Genomic DNA, 13,802 nt, shown 5'->3' with positions numbered 1-13,802 from the left:
CCGGCGTACGACCGGCGCCGCGACACGGCCGCCGTGCGGAAGACCTCTCGCAACGCCGCTGTTTCTGCCACGATGCCGATTGGGCGGGGTGCGGACGGCGGCGTCACGGCCGTGCACACCCCACCTTCCGGCCGGGGGGACCTCCAACCGGCACGCCTATGACCAGTGGGAGAGTCACGGTGTACTTCGCCGCACTGCTCGCGCGCACCGAAGACGGGTGGGAAGCGAGCGACATGGAACTCGACGACGTCGAGTCCCTCAGTGATCTGATCGATCTCGCACGGTCCGCCGCTGTCGACGACGACACGGTGGTCGCCCTCATCGAGCAGGAGGACGCCTGGTTCGGCGTCATCCGCGTGGACGGAGAGGAGGACCCTCGGTACTTCGTCTCGAACGCCTCCGTGGCCGACCGCAGCTCCTACGGATCGATGCTGACGAAGGAGCTGCTGGGCAGCGACGAGGAGGACGACGACCTCGACGCACTGGACCTGGACGGCACCGAGGACGGCGACGGTGAACCGGTCGCCGCCTACACGGACGAGACCGACGACGAGGACGACGAGCCGCGCTCCGGCTCCGAGCCCCTGCCCGCCGGCCCCCTCGGCGACCCCCGCCTGCTGGACGACCTCGGGGTGGGCCACAAGGAACTGCTGACCCTCGACGGAGACGCCCTCACGGAGATCGCCGACGCGCTCGGCGCCACCGAGGTACTGGAGGCCGTCCGCTAGTGATCTCCGAGCACCACACCCCGTACGACCCCGATCCCGTACGGGACCCCTGGCGGGACTCCATGCGCCTGGCGCTGAAGGAGGCCGCCCTGGCGGTACCGGCCGGCGACGTGCCGGTCGGTGCCGTCGTGCTCGGTCCCGGCGGGGAACTCCTCGCCACCGGGCACAACGAACGGGAGGCCGTCGCGGATCCCACGGCACACGCCGAGGTACTCGCGCTGCGCCGGGCGGCCGCCCGGCTCGGCGAGTGGCGGCTGACGGGATGCACACTGGTCGTGACCCTGGAGCCGTGCGTGATGTGCGCGGGCGCGCTCGTGCAGTCCCGCGTGGCGCGGGTCGTCTACGGGGCGGGGGACGAGAAGGCGGGCGCGGCCGGGTCGCTCTGGGACCTCGTGCGCGACCGCAGGCTCAACCACCGTCCGGAGGTGATCCGCGGGGTGCTGGAGGAGGAGTGCGCGCGGCAGCTCACGGACTTCTTCCGGGAGCGGTGAGCAGCGCCACGTGGCGCTGATTTGCAAACCACTCCCCACCGTGGGCTAGGATCTCTCTCGGTAGTGTGTCCGAGTGGCCGAAGGAGCTCGCCTCGAAAGCGAGTATGGGGCAACCCATCGGGGGTTCAAATCCCTCCACTACCGCTCTTGAGAGCCCCGGTTCGTACGAACCGGGGCTCTCGTGCGTCCCCGCCGTGACCGGCCGTCCGCTCGGCCGTTGACACGGCATGACCAAGACCCAGCGCATGCTCGCCGCCTTCGCCCTCGCGGGGGCCGCCGCGGGCCTCGCCGCACCTGCCGCCTCCGCCGCGCCCGTCGGCGTGACCCCCCTGGCCCTCCCGGACCTCCCGGCCGCCGCCCCGGGCATGCCCTCCGGCGCTCAGCCCTCCGTACCCGAGATCGGCGCGAAGCTGAGCGACGGGGCCAACCAGCTCAACCAGCTGGCCGCCCTGCCCGACCACCTGACCCCGGTCATCGCGCCCGTCGAGCCGGTCCTGGGCCTCCTGGGCGCCATCCAGTAACGCCGCCGCCACACCGGACGCCCCTCCCCCTTCCGCTACCCCGCCCCCTTCCCCGCCCCCGACGCGAAAAAGGCCCCGGCCGGAGCCGGGACCTTCGACGGTGGGGACGGGGGAAGTGGCCATCGGGGGGACGAGCCACTTCCCCCGGTGAGGACGGGACCCGCCAGCCCGGGCCGCGATCAGGGGGAAGCCCGCGGCCCGGACCCCGCAGTGAGGCCCGGTCCCTCACCCACCGGTTTCCTGCCAGAACCGGTGGGCTCGCGTTCCATCCTGCTGCTCCCCCGACCCGACGCTCAGCGGCAAAGGGCCCCAACCGGCGGGCCATTGGTCCTTAAAGGTCAGGTGAGTGACCAAACCTGACCGGTTAGACTCACCCGACTTTGCAGCGCCGGTTGGGGAGGCCGACACCGTTCATGGACACCAAGAAGCTCATCACGGGCGTCCTCACCGTGTTCGTCCTCTTCGTGATCATCACTCAGCCCAAGCGGGCGGCGGAGATGGTGGGAATAGGCTTCCAGGGCATATCGGACGCGGCCTCCGGCATCGGTGAGTTCATCACCGAACTGGTGAACTGAAACCGTACGCCGAAGCGATTTCCGGACTTCCAGGTCCCTCACTCCGACGGGTGGGGGATCTTTCGCGTTCACGGCCCGTGGAGCCGGTAAAAAGAATAACCCTAAATGCCCAACTTGCCCTCAACACGGCTATATACGGTGCTTGCACATAGTGCACATCTCTTGTGATGCTATGACCGCTTTTGACCGATGAGTTGACCGAAGGGGTGGCGTGACCGTGCCGGCCAGTACTGCGCCTCAGGTGCCTCCCCAGCAAGAGCTCCGCCCGCACGAGCCGCGCCGCCAGGAGCCGCGTACGTCGGAGCCGCGTACGAGCGAACCCCGGGCAGCGGAGCCGCGGGCGTCGGAGCCCCGGACGGGCGAGCCCCGGACGGCCGAGCCGCGGGCGTCGGAGCCCCGGACGGCCGAGCCGCGTACCGGGGCGCGTACCGGGTCCGGGCCGCACGAGCCGTGCCCCGAGTCCGGGCCGCAGGAGGCGTCCGAGGCCCCCTCGGAGCCCCTCCAGGACGCGAGCGAGGTGCCGGACGAGCCGCCGCAGCCTCCCGCGCGGCCCCAGGGCCGGGGCGCCGACACCAGGGCCCTGACGCAGGTGCTCTTCGGCCAGTTGAAGGGCCTGGAGCCGGGCACCAGCGAGCACCACCGGGTGCGCGGGGCGCTGATCGAGGCGAACCTCCCGCTCGTCCGGTACGCGGCCGCCCGCTTCCGCAGCCGCAACGAACCGATGGAGGACGTCGTCCAGGTCGGCACCATCGGCCTGATCAACGCGATCGACCGGTTCGACCCCGAGCGCGGGGTGCAGTTCCCCACCTTCGCCATGCCGACCGTCGTCGGCGAGATCAAACGGTACTTTCGCGACAACGTCCGGACCGTCCACGTCCCGCGCCGCCTCCACGAGCTGTGGGTGCAGGTCAACGCCGCCACCGAGGACCTCACCACCCTCCACGGCCGCACCCCGACCACCGCCGAGATCGCCGAGCGGCTGCGCATCGGCGAGGACGAGGTGCTGTCCTGCATCGAGGCCGGGCGCAGCTACCACGCGACCTCCCTGGAAGCCGCCCAGGAGGGCGACGGCATGCCCGGCCTGCTCGACCGGCTCGGCTACGAGGACCCGGAGCTGGCCGGCGTCGAGCACCGCGATCTCGTGCGCCACCTGCTGGTCCAGCTGCCCGAGCGGGAGCAGCGGATCCTCCTGCTGCGCTACTACAACAACCTGACGCAGTCGCAGATCAGCGCGGAGCTGGGCGTCTCGCAGATGCACGTGTCACGGCTGCTCGCCCGGAGCTTCGCCCGTCTGAGATCCGCAAACAGGATCGAGGCTTAACCGGAACGGGTGGAGCCGTCACCGCGTTTCCCTACAGAATCGGCTCATTCCGCTCGGTCGCCCCTCTGTCGCTGGAGATACTTGTCGACATGGCGCTACAGCGTGTTGCCGACATGTGACATTCTGCTGGAACCGCGTTTGCCGCAGCCCCGCCTCCGGTATTCAGGTGGAGGCTGCGTTCCTCCGACGGGCGCAGAGACGCGACCGTCCGCGACCTCAAGGGGGTGGCATGTCCGTAGAACAGGGCAGCTCCAAGGTGCTCACGCTCGACAAGCGTGAGCTGCCGGCAGTGGCCGACCGCTCGGAAGCCATCGACACCCGCACCCTCTCCCGCACGCTCTTCCAGCGACTCGCCGCCCTGGACGCGGACAGCCCCGAACGGGCGTACGTACGCGACACCCTGATCGAGCTGAACCTGCCGCTGGTGCGCTACGCGGCGGCCCGGTTCCGCAGCCGCAACGAGCCGATGGAGGACATCGTCCAGGTCGGCACCATCGGCCTGATCAAGGCGATCGACCGGTTCGACTGCGAGCGCGGCGTGGAGTTCCCGACGTTCGCGATGCCGACCGTCGTGGGCGAGATCAAACGATTCTTTCGGGACACCTCCTGGTCCGTCCGGGTCCCGCGCCGGCTCCAGGAACTGCGCCTCGCGCTGACCAAGGCGAGCGACGAACTGGCGCAGAAGCTGGACCGGTCCCCGACCGTCCCGGAGCTGGCGGCCGTGCTCGGCGTGTCCGAGGAGGAGGTCGTCGACGGCCTCGCCGTCGGCAACGCGTACACCGCCTCCTCGCTCGACTCGCCCTCCCCGGAGGACGAGGGCGGCGAGGGGTCCCTCGCGGACCGGCTCGGGTACGAGGACAGCGCGCTGGAGGGCGTCGAGTACCGCGAGTCGCTCAAGCCGCTGCTCGCCAAACTCCCGCCCCGGGAGCGGCAGATCATCATGCTGCGCTTCTTCGCGAACATGACGCAGTCGCAGATCGGCGAGGAGGTCGGCATCTCCCAGATGCACGTCTCCCGGCTGCTCACCCGGACGCTCGCCCAGCTGCGGACCGGCCTGATCGGGGACTGAGACAGGAGCGCGGGGTTCACATTTGACAGAGCGTCAGGAACACTGGCGCGATGCGAACGGGATCCCGCGCTGCGCTCGCCCTCGCCCTCACCCTCTGCTGCACGGCCTCCGGCGCCCTCACCGGCTGCGGCCGGGACCGCGCCGGCCACGTCGCCGTGGGCGCGGTCGCCGCAGGGCCCGAGCGGGGCGCGGGGGAGAACGTGCCGCCCGGGGGCCGGGTGGAGTTCCAGCCGCTGGCCTCCGCCGGATCGGCCGAATCCGCCGACGCCCCCGTTCCTACGCCTCCCGGCGCGCCCGGATCCCGGTCCCCCGGCGGCTCCGCCCAGGGCGGAGGGACGGCCGCCGCTCCGGGCGGCTCCGCGCCCGCACCCGGCACCCCGCCGGACCCGGGTTCCCCGGCCCTCCCCGGCGGCGCCGGGGGCGCGGGGACGGGCGGCACCGCCCCGGGCCCGTCCGGCACCCCGGGCCGGCCGGACCGGCCGACCCCACCCGGCACACCGAGCACCCCCGGCACCCCCGCCCCACCCACCCCACCGGCCCCACCGGCCCCACCCGCCCCCGAGCCGCCCGCCCCGCCGGCCACCCCGGCGCAGCTCACGCTCGGCGCCCCGGTCCGTACGGCGGCGTCCGACCGCTGGTGCGAGCGCGTCGCGGTGACCTTCACCAACACCGGCACCACGGCGGCCCGCTCCGGCACGGTCAGCTTCGCGACGCACGTCATCGGGGCCCTGGGCATCGACTGGGCCACGGTCACCACGACCCAGGCCCTGCCCGCCCCCCTCGCGGGCGGCACCTCGAAGACGCAGGTCTACACGGTCTGCGTGGAGCCCTGGCGGGTCCCGCTGGGCATGCACGTCGAGACCCGGAAGGTCACCGCCGCCTGGAACTGACCCCGGCGGCGCCCCCCGGCCCGACGGCGGTTTTCCGATTCCTTTACCGCTCCCACCCCCCGAATCATTTGCCTGTAGCAACCATGCGGTTCTATGGTTGCCTTAAGCAACAAGATGGGGGCGGTTCCCGGTGACCACGCAGACGGCCCAGCACACCCGCTACGAGGAGCTGGCCCGCCAGCTCACCGGAATCGGCGCGGTCAAACGCGACCTGGCCCGGATGCTGCCCGCGCAGTGCCCGCCCGGCTCGGCCACCGTCCTCACCATCCTCGACCGGCACGGCGAGATGCGGCTCAGCCGGCTCACCGAGTTCATGGGCGTCGACATCTCGGTCAGCAGCCGGCACGTCGCCCACGTGGCGCGCCACGGCTGGATCGAACGGGAGACCGACCCCGGTGACGGCCGCTGCCGGATCCTGCGCCTCACCGACGCGGGGCGCACCGTGCTCACCGAGCTCGGCGCCCGCTACACGGACGCGCTGGAGAGAGCCCTGGCCGACTGGCCGGCCGAGGACATCGACGTACTGAACACCCTGCTGGCCCGACTCCGATCGAGCTTCTAGGCAAAGGAAACACATGGCTACGACCACACCCGACGGTGTGCGGGGAGGCGGCCGGTCGGAGACCACGTCCGACGGCGCACCCATGACGCACCCGCAGATCATGAAGGCGCTGTCCGGGCTCATGCTCGGCATGTTCGTGGCGATCCTGTCCTCGACGATCGTCTCCAACGCCCTGCCCCAGATCATCAGCGACCTCGGCGGCACCCAGTCCTCCTACACCTGGGTCGTCACCGCCGCCCTGCTGTCGATGACGGCCGCCACCCCGCTGTGGGGCAAGCTGTCCGACCTGTTCAGCAAGAAACTGCTCGTCCAGATATCCCTGGTCATCTACGTACTCGGCTCGGTGATCGCCGGCATGTCCCAGAACACCGGGATGCTGATCGCGTGCCGCGTGGTCCAGGGCATCGGCGTCGGCGGCCTCTCCGCCCTCGCCCAGATCGTGATGGCCGCGATGATCTCCCCGCGTGAGCGCGGCCGCTACAGCGGCTACCTCGGCGCGGTCTTCGCCGTCGCCACCGTCGGCGGCCCGCTGCTGGGCGGCGTCATCACCGACACCGAATGGCTCGGCTGGCGCTGGTGCTTCTACGTCGGCGTGCCGTTCGCGGTGATCGCGCTGATCGTGCTCCAGAAGACCCTGCGGCTCCCGGTGGTCCGCCGCGACGTCAAGGTCGACTGGCTCGGCGCCTTCCTGATCAGCGGGGCCGTCTCGCTGCTGCTGATCTGGGTCACCCAGGCCGGGGACTCGTACGACTGGATCTCCTGGACCACCCTGGCGATGACCGGCGGCGCCGTGGTGCTCGGCCTGCTCTTCCTCCTGGTCGAGTCCCGCGCGAGCGACCCGATCATCCCGCTGCGGCTGTTCCGCAACAAGACCATCAGCCTGGCCTCCGCCGCCTCGCTCTTCGTCGGCATCGCGATGTTCTCCGGCACGGTCTTCTTCAGCCAGTACTTCCAGCTGGCCCGGAACGAGTCCCCCACCATGTCCGGCGTCCTGACCATCCCGATGATCGGCGGCCTCTTCGTCTCCTCCACGGTCTCCGGCCAGGTCATCACCAAGACCGGCAGGTGGAAGGCCTGGCTGGTCTCCGGCGGCGTGCTGCTGACCGCCGGGCTCGGGCTGCTCGGCACCCTGCGCTACGACACCCCGTACTGGCAGATCGCGCTCTGCATGGCGCTGACGGGGCTCGGCCTCGGCATGATGATGCAGAACCTGGTCCTCGCGACGCAGAACCAGGTGGCCCCCGAAGACCTCGGCGCCGCCAGCTCCGTCGTCACCTTCTTCCGCTCGCTCGGCGGCGCCGTGGGCGTCTCGGCGCTGGGCGCGGTCATGGCCAACCGGGTCACCCACTACGTCCAGGACGGGCTGGCCGCGCTCGGCCCGAAGGCGGCGGCCCTCGGACACGGCGGCACCGCCGGGGGCGGGATCCCCGACCTCGACAAGCTGCCCGCGCCGTTCCGCACCGTCATCGAGTCCGCCTACGGGCACGGCGTCGGCGACGTGTTCCTGTACGCCGCCCCGACCGCGCTGCTCGCGCTGCTGCTGGTGCTGTTCATCAAGGAGGTCGCGCTGAAGTCGAAGCCGTCCCTGCACAGCCCGGCCGCCGAGGGCGGCGGTACGGACGCCGCCGCGACGGCCGCCAGGAACCCCGCCTCGGACGCCGCCACGAACGCCGCCAGGAACCCCGCCACGGACACCGCCACGGACACCGTCCGGGCCGGGGCCTGAGCCGGACGGGCTGAAGCGGGCGGGCTCCGGGCGGCCCGGGCCGGGACCCCGACGGGGTTCAGGCCCGGGCCGCCGCCGTGTGCGCGGCCTTGGCCTGGATGCCGGCGATCAGGACGTCGAGGGCGAGGGCGAACTCCGCCTCGGCCGCCCGCCGGACCGTGCCGCCGCATCCGTTCAGGGCGCAGCCGCTGAGGAACTGGGAGACCGCCAGGTGCGCGCCGGTGCGGGCGGCGCCCACCAGGCCGGTGGCCTCCAGCATCCGGTGCAGGGCGGCGTCGAAGGCCCGGGCGTGCGGGCCGATGTTCGGGTAGGCGACGCTGAGCGGCGCCACCCACGGGTGTTCCGCGAGCAGTCGCCGGTAGCCGCGGGCGAGGGACCGCAGCCGGGCGGGCCAGCCGCCGCGAGGGGGCGGTCCCGCGGGCAGCCGCTGCTGGCCCAGCGCGCTGTCCAGGGCCAGTTCGAGCAGGTCGTGCTTGGTGTCCACGTACCAGTACAGGGACATCGCGGTGACCCCGAGTTCGGCGGCCAGCCGGCGCATCGAGAACCGGCCGAGCCCCTCCGCGTCCAGCAGCCGCACGGTGGCGGCGGTGATCCGGTCCCGGTCCAGGCCCGAAGGCGCCTCGCTGCGCCGTCTGGCGGGGGCGGCGGGCCTGGCGGCCAGCCACACACTGGTCCTGGTGTCGCCCGGATCGGCCTCGGTCACCATGGAGGCGCCCTCCTCACCACAAGGGGATCAGCCCGGAATGCCCGGTCCGCCCTCTTGATGCTAGGGGGTGGCGCGTGGATCGGGGGAGGATCAGGACGGGCCGGGGCCGGGGCAGGGGCGGGGCAGGGGCGGAAGAGGGGCGGGGCAGGGCCGGGAGAAGGACGGGGCAAGGGCGGGGCGGGGGCGGAAGAGGGACGGGGCAGGGGCGGCGCGGGGGCGGGGCGGGCGGGCGGGAGCCCTACTCGGCCGGTTTGATCAGGTAGCCGGCGCCGCGCCGGGTGTGGATCATCGGGGGCAGGCCGGTGCCGGCCTCCAGCTTCCGGCGCAGGTAGGAGATGTAGAGCTCCACCACATTGGCCTGGCCGCCGAAGTCGTAGGACCACACCCGGTCCAGGATCTGCGCCTTGCTCAGCACCCGGCGCGGATTGCGCATCAGGTAGCGCAGCAGCTCGAACTCGGTGGCGGTCAGCCGGATCTCCCGGCCGCCCCGGACCACCTCGCGGCTGTCCTCGTCGAGGCGCAGGTCGCCGACGGCCAGGACCGGACCGCCGCGCGCGGCCCGCGCCGCGCCGGAGCGGCGCACCAGCCCGCGCAGCCGGGCCACGACCTCTTCCAGGCTGAACGGCTTGGCGACGTAGTCGTCGCCGCCCGCCGTCAGGCCCGCGACGCGGTCCTCCACCGAGTCCTTGGCGGTCAGGAACAGCACCGGGACCTGCGGGAGTTCCCGGCGCAGCAGTCCCAGGACGGCCAGCCCGTCCATGTCCGGGAGCACGACGTCGAGCACCACCACGTCCGGCCGGAACTCCCCCGCCGCCCGTACCGCGCCGGCCCCGTCACCGGCGCCGCGGACCTCGCAGCCCTCGTAGCGCAGGGCCATGGAGAGCAGTTCGGACGGGGACGCCTCGTCGTCGACGACGAGGACCCGGCAGGGTCCGCCGTGCGGCCCCAGCAGGGCCGTCGGGGCGCCGGTGGACGGGGACGCGTGGGAAGTGGTCGTCGCGGTCATGACCCCACGTTGGCGTCCGCCCCTGAGAGCGTCCTTGCGCCTGTCTGTGAATCTCCTGAGAAACACCGGGCTCAGAGAGCGAGGCCGAACAGGCGGGCGCCGTTGTCGTGGCAGACCGCGCGCAGCCAGTCGTCACCCAGCCCGAGCCGTTCCAGGGCCTCAAGCTGGTGCTCGTAGGGGTAGGGGATGTTCGGGAAGTCGGTGCCCAGCAGGATCCGGTCCCCGAGGTCGGCGAGCCGCCCGAGCGCCCCGGACGGGAAGGCGCTGAGCCGCTCGGCGAAGTCGGTGAAGACCATGGTGGTGTCGAGGCGCACCTCGGGGTACCGGTCGGCGAGGTCGAGGAAGTCCGTGTACTCGGGCATCCCCATGTGGGCGACGACCAGCGGCAGCCGCGGGTGGCGGGCCAGCAGGCGGGCGATCGGCCCCGGTCCGGTGTGCTTGCCCGGGACCGGGCCCGAACCGCAGTGGACGACGGCCGGGATCCCCGCCTCGGCCAGCAGCCCCCAGACCGGCTCCAGCCGGTGGTCGTTGGGGTCGTAGCCGCCGACCTGGAGGTGCGCCTTGAAGACCCGCGCCCCGCCCGCCACGGCCTGAGCGGTGTACGCCGCCACGTCCTCCTCCGGGAAGAACGTCGCGGTGTGCAGGCAGTCGGGGGTGCGGGCGGCGAAGTCCGCGGCCCAGGCGTTGAGCCAGGCGGCCATCGCCGGCTTGTGCGGGTACAGCATGGAGGTGAAGGCACGGACCCCGAACTCCCGCAGCAGCGCCACCCGCTGCTCCTCCTCGTGGCGGTAGGTGATCGGCCACTCGACGCCGGTCAGCGGGCCGACGGCGTCGAAGTAGTCCCAGACCTTGTCCAGCACGCGCTCCGGCATGAAGTGCGTGTGGACGTCCACCAGGCCGGGCCGTCCGAGCCGCTCCCGGAAGGCGCGGACCGCGTCAGCCGTTGCGGGCAAAGCCGTGGCTCCGCTCGACGGTCGCGACGTGCAGGGTGTAGCTCTCGTACCACTGGGCGCGGCCCTGCTTCATAGCTGCCTGGTGCTCCAGGTCCTCCCGCCAGGCGCCGAGGGACTCGTGGTCGCGGAAGTAGGCGACGGTGATGCCGAGGCCGCCGGGCGTGCGGGCGGACTCGTAGCCGAGGAAGCCGGGGTTCTCCCGGACGATCTCGTTCATCCGGTCGCTGGTCTCCGGGTAGCCGCTCTCGTCAGAGGTGCGGACATTGCTGAATACGGCCATCACGTACGGCGGTTCGAACGCCGGAACGGGCTGAATGCTCATGCCCACACCCTCCGCGGAAGTCCCCTGGTGTGTCCACGAAAAGCGGCCTCCGCGGGCCAAAGGGATCCAAGTTTTGACCTTGCTCCCCGGAGCGGGAGGAGACCCGGGGGCGGACGGTGGGGGTCAGAACAGTCCGCCCTGTTCGGCCCCGGACGGCGCGGGCGCGAACACGGTGACGGGTGCGTCGGTCCGCGCCCCGTCCGGAGCGGCGGCGAGCTCCCATCCGGCCAGCAGCCGGGTGTCCACCACGAGCCCGTCCGCGAAGTGCAGGTCCGGCCCGGCGGCCCCCGCCAGCCGCCCCACGACGGCCGCGCCGGGCACCAGCTCCGTGACCAGGCGGACCGGGACCGGCAGCCCCGCCAGGGCGAAGGCCCCGGCATGGTCGGTGATCTCGCACCCCAGCCGTTCCAGGGACTCCGGCCAGCCGGGCAGCGCGGCGGCCCGCGCGTGCAGTGCGGCGACCTCCCGGGCCCGCTCGGGCTCCGGCGGCAGCTGGGCCCGTACGGCGCGCTTGCGGGCGTACGCGATCCGGTCGGGCACCCCCAGGGCGGCCCGCAGCAGCTCCTCGGTCCGGCGGGCCGCCATCAGCGGCCCGCGCCCCAGCCAGGCCCAGGTCACCGCCCCCTGCTCGAGCAGCCGCACCGGCCCGCGCTCCTCGGCGGTGATGCCGACCTTGACCATCCCCGGCCCGAACCAGGCCAGGTACACCCGATAGGTGCGCGGATCGGCGACGTTGGTGTCGGCGGCCACCGAGAAGGACCGGTCCAGCCGGGCGCACTCGGGGCACTGGGCACTCCCCGCGCGGCCCGGTACCGGGCGCGTCGCGGGACACGGCGTCCGCTTCCCGGCCCGCCGCACGCCCAGGCAGTGCCGCTCGCCGCGGGCGGCGAAGGCCAGCCGCTGCCCGGGGACGAGCGGGCTGCCGCGCTCCCCACGCCCGCACCACCCGATGGCGGGACCCCGCGCGCTCCACCGGATCCCGGTACACCACCAGCCCCCGGCGGCCGCGGTCACAGGGGGAGCGGCCGCTCGAAGAAGGTCTCCAGGACCACCGTGGCCTGCGTTCCGCTGACACCGTCGATGGCGTAGAGCCGGCGCAGGACGTCCTGGAGCTGCTCGGTGGTGGCCGTGCGCACCTTGACCAGCACCGAGGCGCTGCCCGCGATGATGTGCGCCTCCTGGATCTCGGGGATGGCGGCGAAGTCCTCCGCGGACTCGCCCATCCACGCGTTGGAGTCCACCATCACGTAGGCCAGCACCCCGCTGCCGACCGCGGCCGGATCCACGTCGACGGTGGTCCGCCGGATGACCCCGCGCTCGCGCAGCTTGCGTACCCGCTCATGGGTGGCTCCGGCCGAGAGGCCCACGGCCGCCCCCAGGGCGGCGTAGGACTGGCCCGCGTCCTGCTGGAGGCGCTGGACGAGCGCCCGGTCGATGTCGTCCACGCCGTCTTCCTCCCGTGGGGCCGCCGGCCCCTTGAGCCGCCTGAGACCTCGGTTCCGGCAAAGACGGTACCTGATCCTGCCATCGCGCCATCCAGCCGAACAGAATTCGGCGCTTCACCCAGCGGAGGGAATTCGGCGGATCATCCCTGACCCTCTTCCCGGACATCACGGACGACCACTCCCCGCACCGGCCACTCCCCGCACCGGCCGCGCGCCGACGGCCGCACCCGTCGGGCCCGGCTCCACGCCGGCTGCCGCCGCCCCGGAGCCGTTCGCCGCTCGGCCCGCACGGGCGTCCAGCCGACGTCCGGCTAGCGCGCGACGAACTGCGTCAGGACCGCCTGCATCTCGTAGATGTCGACGCCCTTGGTGAAGGTCTTCTCGATCGGCGCCGGGCTGCCGGATATCCAGATCTTCAGCTCGGCGTCGAGATCGAAATGCCCGGCGGTCTCCACCGAGAAGTGCGTGATGCTCCGGTACGGGATGGAGTGGTACTCCACCTTCTTGCCCGTCAGCCCCTGCTTGTCGACGAACACCAGCCGCCGGTCGGTGAACAGGATCGTGTCGCGCACCAGCAGGTACGCGGCGTAGACCTGCTCCCCGTTCCCCAGCAGCCGCGCGTAGTCCCGCTGCGCCGACGACGGGTCGACGGTGTGCGCGTTCCCGAACAGTCCCATGAGAGCCCCCCACCAAGGTTCGAACGATCTTCGAAACCCTAGCGGGGCGGCCGCGTGGTCCACGTCCCCCTCAGGAGCCATCCCGCCCCTGAGTTCTTCCGGGGGACCTCTCCCCCTCCGGTACTGCCACCGCACACGAAAGAGGCCCTCAGGACTTGTCCTGAGGGCCTCTCGGCTGTGCACTCGGCAGGATTCGAACCTGCAACCTTCTGATCCGTAGTCAGATGCTCTATCCGTTAAGCTACGAGTGCTTGGGCTTCCCGGGGTTTTTCGCCCCGTTGGCCTTGCGAGAACAACAATACATGGACCTCGCCGGGACGCGAAATCCATTAGCTCCAACGCCTCTGACCTGCGGAAACGCCCCGGGAGAAGATCATCCGGGAGGATCCACGACACAGCTCCGGGCCCGGCGGGCTACCCCTCAGGGGCCGCCCCAAACCCCTCCAAGGCCTGAACGCACCGGCGCGGCTCACGCCCGGCGCCCGTCGCCCCGCAGCCGCCGTGACGCACACACCGCCACCAGCCGTCGGCCCGCCCTGCGACTCCGACGCGCACCGGTGCCCGGAACGCACCGAAGCCCCGGTCCATCAGGACCGGGGCTTCGGTGAGGTGCGGAGGCGGAGGGATTTGAACCCTCGATGGGGTGTAAGCCCCAAACCGCATTAGCAGTGCGGCGCCATAGACCGGACTAGGCGACGCCTCCAGCACACCTTCGCGTACGAAGGTGCGTGCAGATGATGACACAGGCGCGGGGCCGGTCACCAATCCGCTCCCAACGGTACAAGGAGCCGGGGCCGCAGGGCAAAGGCT

General features: G+C 72.1%; 16 protein-coding genes and 3 tRNA genes. 10 read left to right on the top strand and 9 right to left on the bottom strand.

All coding sequences use genetic code 11. From position 1 onward, the window contains the following. The first annotated feature begins 179 nt into the window (after nt 1-179). The 10 genes from ACZ514_RS12490 (at nt 180) to ACZ514_RS12445 (ending at nt 7,883) form a co-directional block, all read left to right on the top strand. Nucleotides 180-728 (top strand): tRNA adenosine deaminase-associated protein, encoded by a 549-nt coding sequence (locus ACZ514_RS12490; protein WP_468164372.1) that lies wholly within the window; start codon nt 180-182, stop codon nt 726-728. 62 nt (nt 729-790) lie between these two features. After that, entirely contained in the window at nt 791-1,219 is a 429-nt protein-coding gene (tadA, locus tag ACZ514_RS12485) for a tRNA adenosine(34) deaminase TadA (protein ID WP_468164370.1), read from the top strand. 59 nt (nt 1,220-1,278) lie between these two features. After that, nucleotides 1,279-1,363: transfer RNA gene (locus ACZ514_RS12480), tRNA-Ser, on the top strand. A gap of 83 nt (nt 1,364-1,446) precedes the next feature. Beyond that, complete coding sequence (locus ACZ514_RS12475) at nt 1,447-1,740, top strand: hypothetical protein (RefSeq protein WP_469124664.1); 294 nt, start codon at nt 1,447-1,449, stop codon at nt 1,738-1,740. A gap of 413 nt (nt 1,741-2,153) precedes the next feature. Next, on the top strand, nt 2,154-2,315 hold the full coding sequence (locus ACZ514_RS12470; RefSeq protein ID WP_164720920.1) for a hypothetical protein: 162 nt from the start codon (nt 2,154-2,156) through the stop codon (nt 2,313-2,315). Nucleotides 2,316-2,832: 517 nt separating this feature from the next. After that, a complete protein-coding gene (locus ACZ514_RS12465) occupies nt 2,833-3,636 on the top strand; it encodes an RNA polymerase sigma factor SigF (RefSeq protein ID WP_468164235.1) in 804 nt (267 codons plus the stop codon). Nucleotides 3,637-3,865: 229 nt separating this feature from the next. Continuing rightward, nucleotides 3,866-4,705 carry an RNA polymerase sigma factor SigF gene (locus tag ACZ514_RS12460; RefSeq protein ID WP_388932479.1) on the top strand — a complete coding sequence of 280 codons (840 nt, stop codon included), beginning with the start codon at nt 3,866-3,868 and terminating at the stop codon, nt 4,703-4,705. Nucleotides 4,706-4,755: 50 nt separating this feature from the next. After that, entirely contained in the window at nt 4,756-5,595 is an 840-nt protein-coding gene (locus tag ACZ514_RS12455; RefSeq protein WP_468164233.1) for a hypothetical protein, read from the top strand. A 130-nt stretch (nt 5,596-5,725) separates the two neighbouring features. After that, nucleotides 5,726-6,157, top strand: a complete 432-nt coding sequence (locus ACZ514_RS12450) for a MarR family winged helix-turn-helix transcriptional regulator (protein ID WP_468164231.1) — start codon at nt 5,726-5,728, stop codon at nt 6,155-6,157. 82 nt (nt 6,158-6,239) lie between these two features. After that, a complete protein-coding gene (locus tag ACZ514_RS12445; protein WP_469124698.1) occupies nt 6,240-7,883 on the top strand; it encodes an MDR family MFS transporter in 1,644 nt (547 codons plus the stop codon). 58 nt (nt 7,884-7,941) lie between these two features. On the opposite strand, the gene ACZ514_RS12440 is transcribed toward ACZ514_RS12445, so the two are convergent. The 9 genes from ACZ514_RS12440 to ACZ514_RS12400 form a co-directional block, all read right to left on the bottom strand. After that, the gene (locus ACZ514_RS12440) at nt 7,942-8,589 is read right to left on the bottom strand and encodes a TetR/AcrR family transcriptional regulator (protein ID WP_469124663.1); all 648 of its coding nucleotides are present in this window, start codon (nt 8,587-8,589) and stop codon (nt 7,942-7,944) included. A gap of 238 nt (nt 8,590-8,827) precedes the next feature. Beyond that, nucleotides 8,828-9,595 carry a response regulator transcription factor gene (locus tag ACZ514_RS12435; RefSeq protein WP_469124662.1) on the bottom strand — a complete coding sequence of 256 codons (768 nt, stop codon included), beginning with the start codon at nt 9,593-9,595 and terminating at the stop codon, nt 8,828-8,830. A 71-nt stretch (nt 9,596-9,666) separates the two neighbouring features. Next, nucleotides 9,667-10,548: an amidohydrolase family protein gene (locus ACZ514_RS12430; protein ID WP_469124661.1), complete on the bottom strand. Its 882-nt coding sequence runs from the start codon at nt 10,546-10,548 to the stop codon at nt 9,667-9,669. Next, on the bottom strand, nt 10,532-10,870 hold the full coding sequence (locus ACZ514_RS12425) for an antibiotic biosynthesis monooxygenase family protein (protein ID WP_468164221.1): 339 nt from the start codon (nt 10,868-10,870) through the stop codon (nt 10,532-10,534). The genes ACZ514_RS12430 and ACZ514_RS12425 overlap by 17 nt, the downstream gene beginning before the upstream one ends. 123 nt (nt 10,871-10,993) lie before the next feature. After that, nucleotides 10,994-11,884: a DUF2797 domain-containing protein gene (locus ACZ514_RS12420; RefSeq protein ID WP_469124660.1), complete on the bottom strand. Its 891-nt coding sequence runs from the start codon at nt 11,882-11,884 to the stop codon at nt 10,994-10,996. Further along, entirely contained in the window at nt 11,881-12,315 is a 435-nt protein-coding gene (locus ACZ514_RS12415) for an Lrp/AsnC family transcriptional regulator (RefSeq protein WP_468164217.1), read from the bottom strand. Before ACZ514_RS12415 ends, ACZ514_RS12420 begins: the two co-directional genes overlap by 4 nt. Before the next feature lie 311 nt (nt 12,316-12,626). Further along, the gene (locus tag ACZ514_RS12410) at nt 12,627-12,992 is read right to left on the bottom strand and encodes a PH domain-containing protein (RefSeq protein WP_468164215.1); all 366 of its coding nucleotides are present in this window, start codon (nt 12,990-12,992) and stop codon (nt 12,627-12,629) included. 178 nt (nt 12,993-13,170) lie between these two features. Further along, nucleotides 13,171-13,243 (bottom strand) — tRNA-Arg (locus tag ACZ514_RS12405). Between the two features lie 361 nt (nt 13,244-13,604). Further along, nucleotides 13,605-13,695: transfer RNA gene (locus tag ACZ514_RS12400), tRNA-Ser, on the bottom strand. Between the last annotated feature and the right edge of the window lie 107 nt (nt 13,696-13,802).

This window comes from Streptomyces sp. NPDC034086 (assembly GCF_055575515.1).
Note: the sequence above shows the minus strand (reverse complement) of the source record. Positions and strands in the feature narration are given on the sequence as shown.